This window comes from Sphingobacterium anhuiense, assembly GCF_042686355.1.
Classification (GTDB): Bacteria; Bacteroidota; Bacteroidia; order Sphingobacteriales; family Sphingobacteriaceae; genus Sphingobacterium; species Sphingobacterium anhuiense.
Genome location: NZ_JBHUPE010000001.1, coordinates 114,553 through 134,015 on the forward strand (window position 1 = coordinate 114,553; position 19,463 = coordinate 134,015).

Sequence of the window (19,463 nt, forward strand, 5' to 3'; positions counted from 1 at the left end):
TTATAAATAGCCAAACCCTTCTTATATTTTACATATATAAATTGAAAAAATACGCATTAACTGTTTTTTAAATAATCTCTTAAGACGTATTGTAAAATACCATTATTTTTGTAATATTCAATTTCAATAGCCGAATCCATCCGGGCCTGAACCTTAAATTCGGTTATTTTCCCATTCCGATGTATTGCTTTCACATCCAAAAGCTTATGAGGTTTTAGATTATCCGCAATTCCTGTAATATCAAAAACTTCAGTACCATCCAAACCTAAAGTGGCGGTATTTTGTCCATCAATGAAAACTAATGGGGCAACCCCCATACCAACAAGATTGCTGCGGTGTATCCTTTCAAAACTCTCTGCAATAACAGCTTTTACACCTAATAAATAAGCACCTTTTGCCGCCCAGTCACGAGATGAGCCAGACCCGTACTCCTTTCCAGCCAATACAATCAGTGGTGTATGCGTTTTCTGATATTCCATAGCCGTTTCATAAACTGTCTTTACCTCACCACTTGGAAAGTATATACTGAAACCGCCTTCTTGATCTACAATTTTATTTTTAATACGCACATTGGCAAAGGTTCCGCGCATCATGACTTCATGATTACCACGACGGGAACCGTAAGAATTGAAATCAGCTTTATTCACACCATGTTCTGCTAAATATTTTCCCGCGGCACTATCTTCACGGAAAGAGCCTGCTGGCGAAATATGGTCAGTTGTAACCGAATCACCTAAATACAGTAATACACGAGCACCTGTAATATTAGCCACTGGATCAGGATTTACCTGAAGGTTTTCAAAAAAAGGAGCTTCTTTAATATAAGTCGAACTTTTATTCCATTCAAAACGCTCGGCTAGATTTACTTCTAAATTTTTCCAGTCTTCAGAGCCATCAAAGATCACATCATAGACTTCCTGAAAATCGCTTTGTTTGACACAGTCATTGACTGTCTGGACGATTTCCTCACGGCTTGGCCATATATCTTTCAGATACACGGGATTTCCGTTTGGATCGTACGACAATGGATCATTTATCAGATCAACATCGACCCTCCCTACTAAAGCGTAAGCAACCACTAGCATTGGCGACATGAGAAAATTCATTTTTACCTGAGGGTGTACCCTAGCTTCAAAATTTCGGTTACCCGAAAGTACAGAGGCCACCACCAATTCTCCTTTATCTACGGCTTCCGCAATATGCGGAGGTAATGGACCAGAATTTCCAATACAAGAAGTACATCCATATCCCACAGTATGAAAGCGAAGAGCTTCCAGATCAGTACTCAAACCTGAACGCTCTAAGTACTGTGTCACGACTTTTGATCCTGGTGCTAGTGAAGTTTTTACCCATGATTTCGTACGCAATCCTTTTTCTATGGCATTTCTTGCCAACAATCCAGCGCCGATCATAACAGCTGGATTAGAAGTATTGGTACAGCTCGTAATAGCGGCAATAACAATACTACCATCGCTCAAAATAAATTCCTGATTTTTATATTTAATTCGAACAGCCTGCATTGTATCCTGAACAACCTCCATGGTAGAATCTGTATTTTTTGGAACTTTACCAAAAGTAAATTCTGTTCCAGAACCACCGTCAGCTAACCATGCCGATTCTTTTCTCTGATTCGGAAGACTATAATTACGCTGGTATTCCTGTTGCAACAGATTAGCAAACTGGCTACCAAGATCCTTAGCCAAGATTTTATCCTGCGGCCGCTTTGGACCCGAAACCGTTGGTTCTAATGTCGATAAATCAAATTCAACAATTGAAGAAAAATTAATTTCTTCGTGACCAGTTCTCCACAATAGGTTTTCTTTGCTATATTCTTCTACGATCCTGATGTGTTCTGCTGTACGATTGGTTGTTTGCATGTACTCCAACGTCCGTTCGTCGATAGGAAAATAAGTAATCGTACACCCGAATTCTGGAGACATATTAGCAATAGTCGCTCTATCCGTAACTGTTAAATGGTCCAGACCATCTCCAAAAAGTTCAACAAACTTTCCTACTACACCTTTATCACGAAGTACTTTAGTAATCGATAATACCATATCGGTAGCCGTACAGATATCCGGTATTTTCCCGGTCAATTTTAATCCAATCACTTCCGGGCAAGTAAAAAATATAGGCTGTCCCAGCATAGCAGCCTCCGCTTCTATACCGCCGGCTCCCCATCCTACTACACCCAGACCATTCACCATAGGCGTGTGCGAATCCGTACCAACCAAGGTGTCCGGAAACAACCATCCCTCGCGTTCAATAATCCCCTTAGCAAGATATTCAAGATTGACCTGATGACAAATTCCCATCCCCGGAGGAACTACGGTAAAGTTTTTCAATCCATGCTGTGCCCATTTGAGCAATTCATAACGTTCCTGATTACGTTGGTATTCCAGTTCAACATTTTTTCCGTAAGAATAATCTGTTCCATAATAATCCACCTGCACAGAGTGGTCAATCACCAAGTCCACTGGAATTGCAGGGTTGATCTTTTGACCATCTTTTCCATGACGTACATATTCAGCCCGGAGCGAGGCCATATCGACTACAGCAGGAACACCAGTAAAATCTTGCATCAGAATACGAGCTGGCTTAAAAGGAATGTCCTTATCGACAGGAGCTGGTGTCCAGTTGATGAGTGTATGAATATGTTCGTCGGTAATGCTAAAACCATCGTAATTCCGCAGCACATTTTCAAGCAAAATGCGGATACTAAAAGGAAGATGACTTACAGAGCCTTCGGGAAGATTTTTAAGCGAACAATAATGATAGCTTTTCCCGTTTATACTTATTGACTTTAAAGATTTGGCGTTCGTTGTACTCATATTGACACGTTTTGTTGGTACATAAATTTACTTAATTAACTATTGAGAAGCAAAACAAATAACAATGAATAGAATATTAAGTTTTAATAGATTACTAAAGAGTAGAAATGTTACACTCATTATTTAAACTCACAGTCGCATTTTCAAAATGAATGAGAAAAATATAAGATCTAGCCGAGTAGTGAAAAACTAACGATAATGTATGTTACATACTAAAACTGTACATAGTTGGGGATAATAAGAACCAATAATCTATCCTATTCGAAATCAAGACATCAATGCTTTCAACATGATTACAACTATGAAAGGAAAATGCACGCGAATAAACCGTTAGATGTAGGACTAAAAACAGTGAAAATATTTTAATTAACCTTACACCTACAGAGAAGTCAAATACAAGTTATTATTTTATTCTTAACTTTCCGTTTTATTTGAATGACAAACCCACTTATAGATAGCTATATGACATTTGGACTATTTGAAACCCTAGCTTTTGCCTGTCTTGTTTTGATTTTAGGATTTTTTATTGTTAAAAAAATAAATTTCCTGAGAAACTACAATATACCAGAACCTGTTGTAGGAGGGTTTGTCGTTGCAATTGTCCTTTACATCTTGCATGCGACAATGGGTATCAATTTTACCTTTGAAGGTTCGCTTCAGACCACCATGATGCTTTTCTTTTTTACTTCAATTGGTTTAAGTGCAGAATTCGATAAATTAAAAAAAGGAGGAAAACCACTTTTGATATTCGTTTTTCTAACAGGATCTTTCATGATCGTTCAAAATGTTTTTGGGATATCCGTGGCATCTCTGCTAGGCATTGATCCTAGTTATGGACTTATTGCCGGATCTATTACCTTAACAGGGGGACATGGTACTGGTGCGGCATGGGCCCAAAATCTCACCGATATATTCCAAATAAATGGAGCGATGGAGCTCGCAATGGCATGTGCTACCTATGGTCTGGTCATGGGTGGTCTCATCGGTGGCCCCGTAGCAAAAGTGCTTTTAAAAAAGAAGAATATCCAACCTACAAAAATTATTCAAGAAAGAGGAGCGCCAATTGAAATGTTCGAAAACCCTGATTCAAACCGAAGAATCAATGTTCGCAATATGATTGAAACCCTGACTATGTTCACAATTTGTCTAGCATTGGGACATTTATTGTATGAATATTGCAAAGGCTCATGGTTGGAACTTCCAAATTTTGTATGGTGCCTTTTTGTAGGTGTTATTATTCGCAATACCATTAGCAGATCGTCCAGTTATATTGTAAATGATCATGCTGTAGATGTGCTTGGCAATACCGGTTTATATCTATTTTTGACCATTGCACTAATGTCCTTACAGCTTTGGCAATTACAGGGCCTTGCTTCACAAGTTTTAGTTATATTGATCTTACAAACAGTACTTATGATACTATTTGCAATGTTCATTACTTTCAGAGTAATGGGAAGCGATTATGACGCTATAGTGCTCAGTGCTGGACATTGTGGTTTTGGACTAGGCGCAACGCCGACGGCTGTTGCGAATATGCAATCGATCACCGACAAATATGGGCCGTCCCACAAAGCGTTTCTAATCGTACCCATGGTAGGTGCATTCTTTGTTGATATATTAAATAACTTGTTTATTAAATTATTTGTAAGTTACCTATCCTAAAAATTTTATTAATAATCTAACAATTCCATTCGAAGCAACATTAAATAATAATAAAAACGTAATTGCACATGATCCATGTTTTCAATTATTTATCTTCCAGTTTAGGGAAAACAGATGAGTCAGCCAATATTTCATTGGCAAAACAAATCGTCAGCGCAGAGGACAATGAAGCTATTAAAGAATTAATTCAATTACTACAAAGCAAAAACAAAAGGATCCAACACGATTGCATCAAAGTTCTTTACGAAATTGGGTACTTATCCCCTATTATGATAGCGGCATACTATTTGGATTTTATCACGCTGTTAACAAGTAAGGATAACCGTTTACAGTGGGGAGCTATGACAGCACTGGATGCTATTCTTCTATTACAACATGAAGCTATTTTCCCGCTCCTACCACAACTAATTGCTATTGCTGAACAAGGTTCTGTTATCACAAGGGATAAATGTATTGCTATATTAATCAAATACTTATCACTGGAGCATGAAGATGTATTTCCGTTATTACATGAACAGTTACTAAAATGCCCGCCCAATCAGCTTCCAATGTACGCGGAACAGGCTTTAAAAGTTGTTCCAAGACAATATAAAACTGACCTAAGCAAAATGCTCACAAATCGCTTAGACGGTGTCGAAAAGGAATCCAAAAAAACAAGAATTAGAAAAGTAATCAAAAAACTCCAAGAGTAATCTAATAATACTTAACTTTCCGGACTATTTAATAATTTCAATTTATCCAACATATGAATAGTCCGGGTCAAATTCCTTTCAACAGCTTTATCAGCCTGAATAGACTGGATGAAACCTCCATTTATGTACAACTGGCACAACAAATCATTCAGGCCATTCAGCGCGGTTTTATACCTATCGGAACAAAACTGCCCGGAAGTAGGCAGCTAGCGCAAACACTATCTATACATCGCAATACAGTAGTTGCTGCATTACAGGAGCTCGAATCACAGGGTTGGATTGAAACCAAGCCAAATGTAGGATCATTTGTACTTCGAAATACGTCCAAAGCAAGGAAAAATAGTGAATTTTCGCAAACAATAATCCAGAATCAGTATGCAGACCAAACTGGTTATGATTTTGAAAAAAGTACCATATTAGAAAATCCTTTTGAAACCTCTACATGTATCTTAAAATTTGATGACGGCATTCCTGATAGTAGAGTATCTCCTTTGCAACAGCTTTCTAAGTTTTATACCGCAAATCTAAAACGAAAAAAGAACACTAAATACCTAGGATATTCAGATCAAAAAAGACCAGCCACATTTCGAGAACAGTTGTGCAATTTTTTAAATCAAAGTAGAGGTCTGCATATCCAACCTAAAAATCTATTGATCACACGGTCTGTTGAGATGAGTACCTATATCATTGCTCAAACTTTACTACAGGCAAACGATTTAGTCATTGTAGGACAACCAAGTTATTTTGCAATAAACATGATCTTCCAACAGGCCGGGGCTAGAATTAAATCCATTCCAGTAGATCATGAAGGAATTGCTGTCGAATCTCTTGAACAGATCTGTCTTACACAAAAGATCAGATTGCTTTATCTGACACCGCATCATCACTATCCCACGACAGTGACACTTAGTCAGCAAAGAAGAACGATCGTATTAGCACTCGCTTCAAAATATGGTTTTGCCGTCATTGAGGACGATTACGATTATGACTTCCATTATGATGATGCCCCCCTTCTCCCTATGGCAACTGTGGATTATGATGGGATGGTTATTTATACAGGAAGCTTTGGTAAATCATTAGCGCCTGGTTTCCGTACAGGTTTTATCGTCGCACCTGAAAACCTAATCAAAGAATTACAAAAGTTATTAAATATCATGGATCATCAAGGTGACTTTGTCATGGAGCAAGTATTAAGTGATCTAATTGAAGAAGGTGAAATACATCGCTATTTAAAAAAATCAGTCAAACTGTATAAAGAAAGACGCAATTATATGAGTTATTTACTCGCCCGTGAATTACATGAATATGTCGACTTCGATATTCCTGCCGGCGGTCTTGCTCTTTGGACCAACTGGAAAAAAGATATCAACTTAATTCATTTACAGAAGCAATGCGCAAAAGCAAATCTATTTCTTCCAAAAACACTCTTATATCAAGCTAAAGATATGACCGCAATCCGAATTGGTTTCGGCAATCTTACTGAATCGGAAATGGAAAATAGTGTGACCATTCTTCGAGACTCATTAATGACAATAAAATAGAAGCATGCTATTTTTCATCTTTAAATCCCTAATTTTGATCTAAATTTTTCAATATGAGTCACCCCATTCCTGCAATTGAGTTTACTCCTGCTACGGCTTTTCAACGTTTATTGGATGTTTTATATACACTTCGCGTAGCTTGCCCGTGGGATAAGAAACAGACCATGCAGTCCTTACGTCATCTAACCATCGAAGAGTTGTATGAACTTACAGACGCGATCTTAGATGAAGATTACCCCGAAATCAAAAAAGAACTAGGAGATGTTATGATGCACCTGGTCTTTTATGCACGTATAGCAGAAGAGGAAAACCGTTTTACGATAGTAGATGTACTCAATAGCATTTGCGATAAATTAATCAGCCGTCATCCCCATGTCTATGGCGATATTGATGTAGAAAATGAAGAACAGGTTAAACAGAATTGGGAGACCCTCAAATTAAAAGAAGGAAACAAATCTGTTTTATCCGGCGTACCTAAAGGTCTGCCTGCTTTAGTTAAAGCCTATCGCATACAGGATAAGGTACGTGGTGTAGGGTTTGATTGGGAAGATAAAAAAGAAGTCTGGGCAAAAGTAGAAGAAGAACTAGCGGAATTCAAAGCTGAATATGACATTGATAAACCCGAAGAGTCAGATTTAAATAAGGCTGAGGGCGAATTTGGTGATTTGCTTTTTTCATTAATCAATTATGCACGTCACATTGGTATCAATCCTGAAAATGCACTGGAACGAACCAATAAAAAATTCATTAGCCGCTTCACCTACCTTGAGCAAAGAGCTAATCAAAATGGACAAAATCTCCAAGACATGACACTGGAAGAAATGGATATTTATTGGAATGAAGCTAAAAAATTAAGCTAACTATAAATAGAAGTTTATTTTTCATAACAGATCCGAAACATCCTGCTACAAAGAAATTAAAGCTCGATCTTGTACCGCACTATTATACAGTACAAGATCGAGCTTGCTCATGATAGCTTAAAAGCTAATATTAATTTTGTCTCTTAATTTCTTCCAAAGATTCAAGTTCATTTAAATCAAAAGGAGTCTCTTGATAAACATAATAATTCAACCAGTTATTAAATAGCAAATTCGCATGACCAGACCACCTTACTAATGGTGACTGTGCTGGATCATTATTTAAATAATAATTATCTGGCACCTCAATTTCTAATCCTTTCTCCACATCACGCATATATTCAGTATGTAAAGTAAGTGGAGCATATTCTGAATGACCAGTTAAATAAAATTCACGTCCACCTCGTGATGATAGTATCGCAAGACCTGCTTCAGGAGATTCAGACAAAAGCTCAATTTCTGGTTTATCTTCAATTTCAGATTTTAAAATTGTCGTATGTCTACTGTGCGGGATAAAATACTCATCATCAAAACCTCTAAATAGAGGATTAGCTTTATCTAAAGTAGTATGTTTATATACTCCAAACAGTTTCTCCGCTAATGGTGTTTTTTCAACGCCGTAAAAATGATAAAGTGCCGCTTGCGATGCCCAACAAATATAAAGTGTAGACGTCACGTGCTTTTTTGCCCAATCAAAAATACGAGTCACTTCATCCCAGTAGTTAACCTCTTCAAATGGCATCATCTCTACTGGAGCACCTGTAATGATCATCCCATCATAGTACTGATCTTCCACTGCAGAAAACGATTTATAGAACATTTCCAAGTGTTCTTGAGGTGTGTTTTTAGACATGTGAGTATCTAATCTCAAAAACTCCACTTCTACTTGCAAAGGATTATTAGACAGCAACCGGATAAAATCAGTTTCTGTTGTAATTTTCAAAGGCATTAAATTCAAAATTAGAACCTTCATCGGACGGATATCCTGTTCGTTGGCTCTAAGATCACTCATCACAAAAATATTTTCTTTTTTTAATAGCTCAATAGCTGGCAAATTATCTGGTATTTTGACTGGCATATGCTTCCTCCCTCACCTTGGTTTAGTTTGGGCATAAAGATAAAAAAATTTAAATGAGTTATCTCACCAATCGTTGATAATAGCTATAATAAATAGAATTAGAACTGATTTTAAAACAGACCGATACATCCTTAAAATTATGATGTCCATTGCTCAAAAACACTTAAAACCACTAATATTACGATAAAACACAACTCTTTGGGCGATTTAAGAGCTACTATCGAATATTAAAAACACATCTACCCCCAAAAAAAACTTGACACAGGAATGAAAATCTGCCCCCCACTCTTTATAAATCATAATACCTCCCGACATAAATTTTATTGCTTTTAAAAACCTTTTTCAGGAACGATAGTTGTATGATAAGAACAGATTAAACACTCTTGATTATGAACCTATTACAAAATTGGAAAAAAGATATCCCGGCGAGTATTGTCGTGTTTTTTGTTGCTCTACCACTCTGTTTAGGAGTCGCTCTGGCGAGTGGGGCGCCTGTTTTTTCCGGAATTATCGCGGGAATTATAGGCGGTATCCTTGTAGGACTGCTATCAAAATCTACCATAGGAGTATCAGGACCAGCGGCAGGCCTAGTGGTCATCGTCTATACCGCTATCACAGACCTAGGGGCATACAATATCTTTTTAGTCGCAGTGGTTATAGCCGGTTTAATACAGATTGTTCTTGGATTATTAAAAGCAGGCGTAATTGGATATTACTTCCCTTCATCCGTTATTAAGGGTATGTTATGCGCTATCGGTATATCCATTTTCCTAAAACAGATTCCGTTGGCATTCGGATACACAGAGAAATTTTCGTTCAAAAATTTTGATGCATCTTATATTACTACCGGAGCTATAATCATGACAATTATTTCCTTAGCCATACTTATTATATGGGATAATTTTCTTGGTAAAAAATCCAACTTCTTCAAACTGTTACCAGGCTCCCTTATTGCTGTAATTGTTGGTATTATTTACCAGATCACGATTGGAGATACAAACCATGAAGTATTTTCTATTGATCAGGATCTTCTGGTCAAAGTACCCGTACCTGAAACAGTAACCGACTTCCTGGGACAATTTACACTACCCGATTTCGCAAATGGAATAGCAAATCCAATGGTATGGCAAATTGCATTTACCATCGCCATTGTAGCCTCTTTAGAATCCTTATTATCGGTAGAAGCTACCGATAAATTAGATCCACTAAAACGTCAGACACCAACCAACAGAGAGCTAATAGCACAAGGAATAGGTAATTCATTTTCAGGTTTAATAGGTGGGCTTCCTATTACACAAGTTATCGTTCGCTCATCAGCTAATGCGATGAGTGGCGGAGTGTCAAAACTATCAACTATAGTTCATGGTCTCTTACTTGTACTCAGTGTCATCTCCATTCCTGCATTCCTTAATTTAATCCCTAATGCAGTTTTAGCAGCAATACTATTGGTTATCGGTTACAAATTAGGCAACCCAAAACAATTCTTGGACATGAAAAAATTAGGAAAAGATCAATTAATTCCATTTGTAGTCACAGTAGTTGGTATACTCACGACAGATCTCCTTAAAGGTATTATTGTCGGTTTAGTTGTAGCAGTAGTTGTGTCACTTATCAAATCCTATAATAATTCCCATGTTATGCTGGTCAAGGAAGGAAACGTTTTTCATATGAATTTTGCAGAAGAGGTAACTTTTGTCAATAGAGGAGCGATCGTAAAAGAATTAGATGGATTACAGCCTGGTTCTTACTTAGAATTAGACGTGCGCAAAACCAAAATATTAGATTACGATATCATTGAGTATTTAGATGAATTTAAAGTAAAAGCAAAAAACAACAATATCAACATAAAACTTATTTCCGAACGAGGAACAGTGGACAACCCCGACTCGTTTAGAGAATTCTTCGGATATGTATTAGTTGGTAGTGCTCATTAAAACAACGCTGAATAGCCATACACGATTAAACTATAAGAGTCCATACTGATTTAGTATGGACTCTTATAGTTTAATCTTCATCCGATAAATTCAATTCCTTCTGAATAACATTTAAAAACAGATCAATTCCTGCATGATTTACATTCGCATTATAGATTAATGATAAAGTGGTTCGCTGTTCAATATGGTTTAGATCAATAAAATTTACTTTAGAAGTATATCCTTTTTTTAAAGATGCCGGTACAATTGCAATACCCAAACCCTGCTCTACAAGATTGAAAATTGTCAAAGCATTTACCGTCCGCAAAGCAACATGCGGTTCAAATGAAGCATCTCTAAAAATACTCATCACCAGATCATAATAAGAATGGCTATAATCTTTGGAAAACAGAATAAACGGTTCATTTTTAAAATCATTTAACGTTTTAAAATTTGCCGTCTGAATGGGATAATCGTGAGGAATGACCAACGAAAAGTGTTCTTTGATGATTGCGATATGACGAATCCCATTTGGAAAATTATCTAGACGCACGAGTCCAAAATCAAGTTCTTCCTTCAACACCTTCGTAATCTGCATCTCATTAGAAAGCTCCTGTAAGTCTACCTCAACTGCAGGAAAATCTTGTTTTAATCGAACCAGTACTTTAGCAAGAATAGATTGTACTGCTGAACCGATAAACCCAAGACGAAGTTCAGTGATATCGTCTGATCCCATAATACGAAGCTCACGGGCTATTTTATCCATTTGATTAAATAAAATATCAACCTCCTTTTTTAGGTAAAAGCCTGCAGCTGTAAGTCGCACATACCGTTTCCCTCTATCAAATAAAGTTGCTCTATAAATATCTTCCATCTGTTTAATCTGACGAGATAAGCCAGGTTGAGAAATATAAAGCCTTTCTGCCGCTTTTCTAAAATGTAACTCCTCTGCCAAAACTTTAAAATAATACAGATGCCTTAATTCTATTTGATAACTCATAGTAATCAATACTTGCCAAAATTGGTATTTATAATTATTAAATATAGGAGTTAAATTTGAAATAACGGAATGAGATTAACAGCTATACGCACGATAGAACGTTTAGGAAACAAAACCAATACACAGGCAACTTTTTCTAAATAATTAAGTACGATTCATGTATAAACAGTTCAAAATGCAAAAGTGTAATAATGGTCACTCCTTCTTAAAAAGCAATGTATAAATCAAATGGAAAGGATAGACAGATTTTGACGATCCTTAATCAACATAATAATTTATTCTAATGGTAAATAAAACTAAAAAATTTCAGTACGGCGAAGATACCATGACCAGCTCGCTAGCAATCCAGATAGCGAATGGAAATATTAAAGGTCAATTAACTGAACAAACAGTAAAAAAAGTTGTTCAAAGTGCACAATATGTTCAAGAAATTGTTGATTCCGGTAAAATAGTATATGGTATAAACACAGGTTTTGGTCCACTTTGTACTACGCTGATAAATCCTGCAGATACTAAAAAACTACAAGAAAATATCCTAAAAAGCCATGCAGTAGGTATAGGAGAGCCCATCGATCAGCAATTGTCTAAATTAATGCTGATTTTAAAAGCGCATGCCTTAGCAAAAGGATATTCAGGTATTCAACTAAGCACGTTAGAGCGCATTCTATGGTTTATTGATCAGGATATCGTTCCAGTGGTTCCTAAACAAGGATCAGTGGGTGCCTCTGGAGACCTAGCCCCTCTTTCGCACTTATTTTTACCTTTAATTGGATTAGGAAAAGTCTGGTACAAAGGTGAAATTCTTCCAACAGCTCAAATATTAACACGATTTGACACCAGCCCGATTACGTTAGGAGCCAAAGAAGGATTAGCACTCATTAACGGAACCCAGTTTATGGCTGCTCATGCCGTAAAAGCGGTCGTGGAAATGCAAAATCTCTTAGATAATGCAGATTTGGTTGCCACATTGATGATTGAAGGGCTAAATGGATCCATTAAACCTTTCTTTCCACAATTGCATGAACTGAGACCCTACAAAGGAAATAAATATGTAGCAAGTACGATCTTCAACTTATTAGAGACCTCAGAAATTGTTACCTCACATAAAAACTGTTCTCGTGTTCAAGATCCATATTCTTTACGCTGCATTCCACAAATACATGGAGCTTCTCGCAATGCATGGCTTCATTTAAAAGAAACCATAGAAGTTGAAATTAATGCCGTAACCGATAATCCGATCATCATCGACAGCGAACTAACCATTAGTGGCGGTAGTTTCCATGGACAGCCAATTGCACTTCCTATTGATTATGCAACATTGGCGATATCAGAAATCGGCAATGTTTCCGATAGACGTGTATATCTGTCACTAGAAGGCGATACGCCCAATGTACCAAAACTACTCCTCAAAGAAACAGGCCTGAACTCTGGATTTATGATCTTACAATATAGTACAGCAGCATTAGCAAGTGAAAATAAAGGACTTTGTTTTCCATCCAGTGCAGATAGCATACCTACTTCTTTAGGTCAGGAAGATCATGTGAGTATGGGATCCATCGGTGCCCGAAAATTATTGCAGGTCATCAATAATGTTAGTAAAATATTAAGTATAGAACTTATTTGTGCGGCCCAGGCTTTTGATTTTCATAAACCGCTACAGTCAACGCCTATCATTGAGGCTGTACACCAAAAGATCAGAAAATCGATTCCACATATCAAAGAAGATCAAATAATGGAAGAGATACTTCAAGCTGCTCAACAGCTCATTTCTTCAGGGACTTTGATTACAGAAGCAAAACAAATTGCACATAAGCAAGGTATACCTTATCACGGTGTTCATCAGGAATATTTCAACAACTATTAAACTATGGGTAAAAAATTAATAGGTCCTTTCTCACAATTGTTATCATTGACAAATGTTCCGGTTAAAGGAGCGCTTTCAGATCAGCAACTCGTAATTAAAGAACAGGCTGGTATACTAACGGAAAATGGAAAAATAGCAGCTATTGGTAATTACGATGGTTTAAGGGAGAATCATGCTCATGATGCAACTTTAGTAATCATAGAAGAGGAGACTGTTTGCGTTCCCGGCTATATCGATTGTCACACACATATTGCTTTTGCAGGAAATCGAGCTAATGATTTTGCCCTGCGTAATGCCGGTGCCAGTTACCTCGAAATTGCAAAAGCTGGTGGAGGTATCTGGAGCACAGTACAACATACCCGAAATGCAAGTGAAGCTGAACTAATCACAAATATTATCAACTGTTCAAAGGCACTTATAAAACAAGGTATTACCACCATTGAAGTGAAAAGTGGCTATGGTTTATCTGTTAAAGAAGAGTTAAAAATACTGCGAGCTATAAAAAGAGCACAAGAATCCATAGCCGTTGATCTCATTCCAACTTGCTTAGCAGCACATATGAAGCCCAAAGACTATGAAGGCACTGCAGTAGACTATCTTGAAGAAATAGCATCTGAACTATTCCCTATTTTAAAAGAAGAGCAGCTTTCCAATAGAATTGATGCTTTTATCGAACAAAGCGCCTTTTCTGCCGAGGATATTCAAAATTACTTTACTAAGGCGCAGAAAATGGGTTTTGATATCACGGTACATGCAGATCAATTTTCAACATCAGGATCGAAAGTTGCGGTCCAGTATAATGCAATTAGTGCAGATCACCTAGAGGCATCACATGAAACAGAAATTAAACTTCTGGCCGATAGCAATACCGTTGCCGTCGCCTTACCAGGTGCATCAATCGGAATTGGATGTGCATTTACCCCTGCCAGAAAACTTCTTGATCAAGGCGCTAGCTTAGCCATTGCCACTGACTGGAATCCCGGATCTGCTCCAATGGGACAATTAATGACCCAAGCGACGATTTTAGCTACTACAGAAAAATTATCCAATGCTGAAGTATTCGCTGCAATAACATTTAGGGCTGCATTAGCTTTAAATCTGACGGACCGTGGTCGTCTACAGCCAGGTGAACTTGCAGATTTTGCTATTTACAAAACCAATAATTATCAAAATATTACATACATGCAAGGAACACTAAAACCTGATCAGGTATGGAAAAAGGGAATTAATATCTATACGAAAGGAAAAGAATCATGATATTTAAAGAAGAAATTCTACAAGGAATACCAACTAGTCTACCACCTAAAGTTTCTTATGATAAAAACATAAGTCATGCTCCTAAGCGAAAGGATATTCTATCGGAAGATGAAAAAAAATTAGCCATTAAAAATGCATTACGCTATTTTCCAGTGCAGTGGCATGTAGAACTTGGAAAAGAATTTTTAGAGGAATTGATGCTATTTGGCAGAATCTACATGTACCGCTTCCGCCCTACCTACGAAATGTATGCTAGACCAATTGAAGCGTATCCTGGAAATAGCCTACAGGCGCGTAGCATCATGTTAATGATACAAAATAACCTAGATCCACAAATAGCGCAACATCCTCACGAACTCATTACCTATGGTGGAAACGGAGCTGTTTTTCAGAACTGGGCACAGTATTTAATTACAATGCAATACTTGGCCCAAATGAATGACGAACAAACCCTACATATGTACAGTGGCCATCCAATGGGGTTATTCCCATCTTCAAAAGATGCTCCAAGGGTTGTCATTACAAACGGCATGATGATTCCCAATTATTCCAAACCCGATGACTGGGAACGTTTCAATGCAATGGGGGTTACACAATATGGCCAAATGACGGCGGGCTCATATATGTACATCGGACCACAGGGAATCGTACATGGTACCACGATCACAGTTATGAATGCCTTCCGAAAACATTTGTCAAAAGAAGATACAATCCACGGAAAAGTCTTTTTAACATCAGGTCTTGGAGGCATGAGTGGTGCACAACCTAAAGCAGGAAATATTGCAGGGTGCATCACGGTATGTGCAGAGGTTAATCCTGCCGCTGCTCGCAAACGGCATAAACAAGGATGGGTGGACATCTTAATGGAGAACATGGACGATCTCATAGAACGCGTTCAACAAGCTATTAAAAATAAAGAAATTATCGCCATAGCCTACATAGGCAATATAATAGAAATATGGGAAGCATTTCTAGATGCTAATATTTATATTTCAGTTGGATCTGACCAAACCTCATTACACAACCCTTGGGCCGGAGGTTACTACCCGATCGGACTAAGTTTTGAACAATCAAATAAGCTAATGGCAGAACAGCCCGATGTATTTAAGGCACAAGTTCAGGCATCCTTAGTCCGTCATGTCGACGCTATTAATGCCCATGTCGCGCGTGGTACTTATTTCTTCGATTATGGAAATGCATTCTTACTTGAAAGTAGTCGCGCAGGAGCCGCTGTATTGGCGAGTAATGGTATTGACTTCCGATATCCATCTTACGTACAGGATATTTTAGGTCCCATGTGTTTTGACTATGGATTTGGTCCATTTCGATGGGTATGTTCGACAGCAGATCCAGAAGATTTAAAGACAACAGACCATATCGCACTTGAGGTACTTCAGGAATTAAAAAAGACAGCATACCCTGAGATTAAACAGCAATTAGCTGACAATATCAAGTGGATTGAACAAGCAAATCAAAATAAACTGGTTGTCGGTTCACAGGCCCGGATTCTATATGCTGATGCAATTGGTAGAATTCGAATTGCTAAAGCATTTAATCTTGCGGTAAGAAATGGTCAACTAAAGGGGCCGATTATTTTGGGCAGAGATCATCATGATGTAAGTGGAACAGACTCACCATACCGGGAAACAAGTAACATTTATGACGGCAGTAAATTCACAGCCGATATGGCCATTCATAATGTAATCGGTGACAGCTTTAGAGGCGCTACTTGGGTTTCTATCCATAATGGTGGTGGAGTTGGTTGGGGCGAGGTGATTAACGGTGGTTTCGGCTTATTACTTGACGGTTCCGAAGATGCAGACAGAAAACTTGAAAATATGCTCTTTTACGATGTTAATAATGGTATTGCCCGCAGAGCATGGGCTCAAAATGACACCGCAAGACAGGCTATAGAAGTAGAATTAAAACGTACTACTACGTTGAAAGTAACCCTAGCAAATCTTGTTGATACAGACACGATAAACCAAATTTTCAAGGATTATGAAAACTAAAAACCAGAAACATTATACTCCGGCAGATCGAAAAATGTGGACAGGACGTATAGATGGGACAAGCGAAGAACATCTGCGTTGGCATCAGGTAATCACATGTATCGATCTTAATAATGAACAGGATCTTACGGGTTGCTATGTCATACTGGGTTTTGCTTGCGATGAAGGTGTTAGAAGAAACCTAGGAAGAACAGGTGCGGCAAAAGGACCAGAAGTTTTAATAAAAGCATTGTCAAACCTGCCAGTATTTCGAGATAAAAAAACGAAACTCGTTGATGCCGGGACCGTTTATTGTTCCGACCATCAACTGGAAAATGCGCAAGAATCTCTTGGCTATTTTATCCAACTTATACTGCAACGCGGAGGCTTTCCAATGGTATTAGGGGGTGGCCACGAAATTACTTTTGGTCATTATCTAGGACTCAAGTCGTATTCCCGCAATAAACTCGGGATCATTAATTTTGACGCCCATTTTGATATCCGAAAACCAGAACAGGAAATTGCAACTTCCGGTACAGGTTTTTACCAAATTGCACAGCAAGAAGAAAAAATCAATTACCTCCCTATCGGAATACAAAAAATCAGCAATACACAAGCTTTATTTGATGCGGTAAAAGATTATCAGATAAACTGGATAGAAGCTCAACATTTTCACAAGTCAAATAGCGAGGCAATTATCCAACAAGTTGAGTCATTTATAGCAGGAATAGATTACCTCTACCTAACCGTCGATTTAGATGTTTTTGCTGCAAGCTGTGCACCAGGAGTTAGTGCATTGGCCCATAACGGAATCCAGCCTGATGCTTTTTTCTTAGAAATTTTTCAACTAATCATTTCTTCAGAAAAACTAATAAGTATAGATATCGCAGAATTTAATCCGGCGTACGATATTGACAATCGTACTGCTAAATTAGCAGCGGACCTACTCTTTCATATTGTTAACCTTTAAATCTTTTGCTATAATTTAATTGCTAGCAATCCATTTTTTAATCGCAAAAAAAAGCAAAAGAAAAAATTCCTAGAACTATATTTAGGGAATTTATCCGTAAATTCGCAAGCAATATGGAAACTGTTGTCAGTGGTATTAGAAGTACCGGAAAATTACATTTAGGAAACTATTACGGCGCATTAAGCAATTTTGTGAAAATGCAAAATGAATATAATTGTTATTTCTTCATAGCCGATTTACACTCTTTAACTACGCACCCAACTCCTCACGGTCTGCAAAGCACCGTACGTCAAGTGATTGTTGAATATCTTGCTGCAGGTATAGACCCTGAAAAATCAACGATATATGTCCAGTCTGACGTACCTGAAGTAGCAGAACTTTATTTGTATATGAATATGAACGCATATTTGGGAGAGCTGGAGCGCGCTACTGCTTTTAAAGATAAAGTGCGCAGCAATCCTGATAATGTGAATGCAGGACTGTTAACATACCCTGTTTTGATGGCTTGCGACATCTTAATTCACCATGGCACAAAAGTTCCTGTTGGTAAAGATCAAGAGCAACATTTAGAAATGACCAGAACATTTGGTAACCGTTTTAATCGTTTATACGATGTCGATTATTTCAAAGAGGCATTTGCTTTTACCTATTCAGATAAATTAGTTAAAATCCCTGGTTTAGCGGGACAAGGTAAAATGGGTAAATCCAATGGTGAGGCAGATTGTATTTACTTGTCCGATAGTACGGATGTAATTCGTAAAAAAGTAATGCGGGCTGTATCTGACTCTGGTCCAACGGAAATGAACCAACCTAAACCAGAAGCTGTTCAAAATCTTTTTGATTTGATGAAAGTTGTGTCAGCACCCGATACATTAGAACATTTTAACGATCTATATAACAATTGCGCTATTCGTTATGGTGATTTTAAAAAACAGTTAGCAGAAGATATGGTCATTGCAACAGAGCCTATACGGTCACGCATTGAAGATATTTCAAATGATGATGCGTATATTGCTAAAGTAGCGAAATTAGGCGCTGAAAAAGCGAGTGAATCAGCACGTAAAACATTGAAAGAAGTACGTGAAATCATTGGCATTAAAAGATTTTATTAAGATTTAAAACCCAAAAATATGCATATTGCTATTGTCGGAAATATTGGTGCCGGAAAAACAACCTTAACAAAACTATTAGCGGATCATTTCAAATATGAACCTCAATTTGAAGCGGTAGATAACAATCCTTATTTAGAGGATTTTTATGCTGATATGAAACGTTGGTCATTCAATTTGCAGATCTTTTTCTTAAATAGTCGTTTTCGACAAATTGTTGAATTGCAAAAAACAAATATTGATATGATCCAAGATCGTACAATTTATGAAGATGCATACATCTTTGCCGAAAACTTGTACGATATGGGCTTAATGAGTGCGCGAGATTTTGAAAATTATAGCAATATTTTCCAGAGTATCATCCATTATATCAAACCTCCAGATCTATTAATTTACTTGAAGGCTTCCGTTCCAACACTTGTTAATAATATTCAAGTGCGTGGTCGTGATTATGAATCCGGAATTCGATTGGATTATTTATCTAAATTGAATGAAAAATACGATAAATGGATTGATAATTATAAGGATGGTAAATTAATGGTTCTTGATAAAGATAATTTAGATTTCACGAAAAACCCGGAAGATTTAGGTACTATCGTTGAAAAAATTGAATCGCAATTATTTGGTTTGTTTTAATCAAAAAATTTAGATCATTGAAAGGCCAGTTTTAATACAAGACTGGCTTTACTTTTAAAACT

14 protein-coding genes are annotated in these 19,463 nt (G+C 37.4%); 11 read left to right on the plus strand and 3 right to left on the minus strand.

What is annotated here, in order from left to right; all coding sequences use genetic code 11:
• Positions 1-56: 56 nt before the first annotated feature.
• Positions 57-2,831 (minus strand): aconitate hydratase AcnA, encoded by a 2,775-nt coding sequence (gene acnA / locus ACFS6I_RS00485; protein ID WP_132841634.1) that lies wholly within the window; start codon positions 2,829-2,831, stop codon positions 57-59.
• Positions 2,832-3,293: 462 nt separating this feature from the next.
• Between acnA and gltS the strand changes: the two genes are divergently transcribed.
• From gltS to mazG, 4 genes are all read left to right on the plus strand, one after another.
• Positions 3,294-4,493 carry a sodium/glutamate symporter gene (gene gltS / locus ACFS6I_RS00490; RefSeq protein WP_168126041.1) on the plus strand — a complete coding sequence of 400 codons (1,200 nt, stop codon included), beginning with the start codon at positions 3,294-3,296 and terminating at the stop codon, positions 4,491-4,493.
• Between the two features lie 68 nt (positions 4,494-4,561).
• A complete protein-coding gene (locus ACFS6I_RS00495) occupies positions 4,562-5,185 on the plus strand; it encodes a hypothetical protein (protein ID WP_132771383.1) in 624 nt (207 codons plus the stop codon).
• Positions 5,186-5,238: 53 nt separating this feature from the next.
• Positions 5,239-6,726: an aminotransferase-like domain-containing protein gene (locus ACFS6I_RS00500; protein ID WP_380917355.1), complete on the plus strand. Its 1,488-nt coding sequence runs from the start codon at positions 5,239-5,241 to the stop codon at positions 6,724-6,726.
• Positions 6,727-6,779: 53 nt separating this feature from the next.
• Positions 6,780-7,586, plus strand: coding sequence for a nucleoside triphosphate pyrophosphohydrolase (gene mazG, locus ACFS6I_RS00505; protein ID WP_380917357.1), 807 nt, complete (start codon positions 6,780-6,782; stop codon positions 7,584-7,586).
• A 130-nt stretch (positions 7,587-7,716) separates the two neighbouring features.
• On the opposite strand, the gene metA is transcribed toward mazG, so the two are convergent.
• Positions 7,717-8,661, minus strand: a complete 945-nt coding sequence (metA, locus tag ACFS6I_RS00510; protein WP_132841624.1) for a homoserine O-acetyltransferase MetA — start codon at positions 8,659-8,661, stop codon at positions 7,717-7,719.
• 389 nt (positions 8,662-9,050) lie between these two features.
• Here metA and ACFS6I_RS00515 point away from each other — a divergent pair, with 389 nt between their 5' ends.
• On the plus strand, positions 9,051-10,595 hold the full coding sequence (locus ACFS6I_RS00515; RefSeq protein WP_132841622.1) for a SulP family inorganic anion transporter: 1,545 nt from the start codon (positions 9,051-9,053) through the stop codon (positions 10,593-10,595).
• A gap of 70 nt (positions 10,596-10,665) precedes the next feature.
• On the opposite strand, the gene ACFS6I_RS00520 is transcribed toward ACFS6I_RS00515, so the two are convergent.
• The gene (locus ACFS6I_RS00520) at positions 10,666-11,574 is read right to left on the minus strand and encodes a LysR family transcriptional regulator (RefSeq protein ID WP_132841621.1); all 909 of its coding nucleotides are present in this window, start codon (positions 11,572-11,574) and stop codon (positions 10,666-10,668) included.
• 283 nt (positions 11,575-11,857) lie between these two features.
• Here ACFS6I_RS00520 and hutH point away from each other — a divergent pair, with 283 nt between their 5' ends.
• The 6 genes from hutH to ACFS6I_RS00550 all read left to right on the plus strand — a co-directional run bounded on the left by hutH (position 11,858) and on the right by ACFS6I_RS00550 (position 19,401).
• Entirely contained in the window at positions 11,858-13,438 is a 1,581-nt protein-coding gene (gene hutH, locus ACFS6I_RS00525; protein WP_380917360.1) for a histidine ammonia-lyase, read from the plus strand.
• 3 nt (positions 13,439-13,441) lie between these two features.
• Entirely contained in the window at positions 13,442-14,695 is a 1,254-nt protein-coding gene (gene hutI, locus ACFS6I_RS00530) for an imidazolonepropionase (RefSeq protein ID WP_380917362.1), read from the plus strand.
• The gene (locus ACFS6I_RS00535) at positions 14,692-16,707 is read left to right on the plus strand and encodes a urocanate hydratase (protein WP_315398658.1); all 2,016 of its coding nucleotides are present in this window, start codon (positions 14,692-14,694) and stop codon (positions 16,705-16,707) included. Before hutI ends, ACFS6I_RS00535 begins: the two co-directional genes overlap by 4 nt.
• Positions 16,697-17,656 carry a formimidoylglutamase gene (hutG, locus tag ACFS6I_RS00540; protein ID WP_380917365.1) on the plus strand — a complete coding sequence of 320 codons (960 nt, stop codon included), beginning with the start codon at positions 16,697-16,699 and terminating at the stop codon, positions 17,654-17,656. The genes ACFS6I_RS00535 and hutG overlap by 11 nt, the downstream gene beginning before the upstream one ends.
• Positions 17,657-17,769: 113 nt before the next feature.
• The gene (gene trpS, locus ACFS6I_RS00545) at positions 17,770-18,768 is read left to right on the plus strand and encodes a tryptophan--tRNA ligase (RefSeq protein ID WP_380917367.1); all 999 of its coding nucleotides are present in this window, start codon (positions 17,770-17,772) and stop codon (positions 18,766-18,768) included.
• Positions 18,769-18,786: 18 nt separating this feature from the next.
• Complete coding sequence (locus ACFS6I_RS00550; protein WP_021188747.1) at positions 18,787-19,401, plus strand: deoxynucleoside kinase; 615 nt, start codon at positions 18,787-18,789, stop codon at positions 19,399-19,401.
• Positions 19,402-19,463 lie beyond the last annotated feature (62 nt).

What these genes read in the sequence shown, in the direction of transcription:
- metA (WP_132841624.1), bottom strand. Translation starts at nt 8,661, where the DNA reads ATGCCAGTCAAAATACCAGATAATTTGCCAGCTATTGAGCTATTAAAA.
- ACFS6I_RS00535 (WP_315398658.1), top strand. Translation starts at nt 14,692, where the DNA reads ATGATATTTAAAGAAGAAATTCTACAAGGAATACCAACTAGTCTACCA.
- hutI (WP_380917362.1), top strand. Translation starts at nt 13,442, where the DNA reads ATGGGTAAAAAATTAATAGGTCCTTTCTCACAATTGTTATCATTGACA.
- hutG (WP_380917365.1), top strand. Translation starts at nt 16,697, where the DNA reads ATGAAAACTAAAAACCAGAAACATTATACTCCGGCAGATCGAAAAATG.
- ACFS6I_RS00500 (WP_380917355.1), top strand. Translation starts at nt 5,239, where the DNA reads ATGAATAGTCCGGGTCAAATTCCTTTCAACAGCTTTATCAGCCTGAAT.
- ACFS6I_RS00550 (WP_021188747.1), top strand. Translation starts at nt 18,787, where the DNA reads ATGCATATTGCTATTGTCGGAAATATTGGTGCCGGAAAAACAACCTTA.
- mazG (WP_380917357.1), top strand. Translation starts at nt 6,780, where the DNA reads ATGAGTCACCCCATTCCTGCAATTGAGTTTACTCCTGCTACGGCTTTT.
- gltS (WP_168126041.1), top strand. Translation starts at nt 3,294, where the DNA reads ATGACATTTGGACTATTTGAAACCCTAGCTTTTGCCTGTCTTGTTTTG.
- ACFS6I_RS00495 (WP_132771383.1), top strand. Translation starts at nt 4,562, where the DNA reads ATGATCCATGTTTTCAATTATTTATCTTCCAGTTTAGGGAAAACAGAT.
- ACFS6I_RS00515 (WP_132841622.1), top strand. Translation starts at nt 9,051, where the DNA reads ATGAACCTATTACAAAATTGGAAAAAAGATATCCCGGCGAGTATTGTC.
- ACFS6I_RS00520 (WP_132841621.1), bottom strand. Translation starts at nt 11,574, where the DNA reads ATGAGTTATCAAATAGAATTAAGGCATCTGTATTATTTTAAAGTTTTG.
- hutH (WP_380917360.1), top strand. Translation starts at nt 11,858, where the DNA reads ATGGTAAATAAAACTAAAAAATTTCAGTACGGCGAAGATACCATGACC.
- acnA (WP_132841634.1), bottom strand. Translation starts at nt 2,831, where the DNA reads ATGAGTACAACGAACGCCAAATCTTTAAAGTCAATAAGTATAAACGGG.
- trpS (WP_380917367.1), top strand. Translation starts at nt 17,770, where the DNA reads ATGGAAACTGTTGTCAGTGGTATTAGAAGTACCGGAAAATTACATTTA.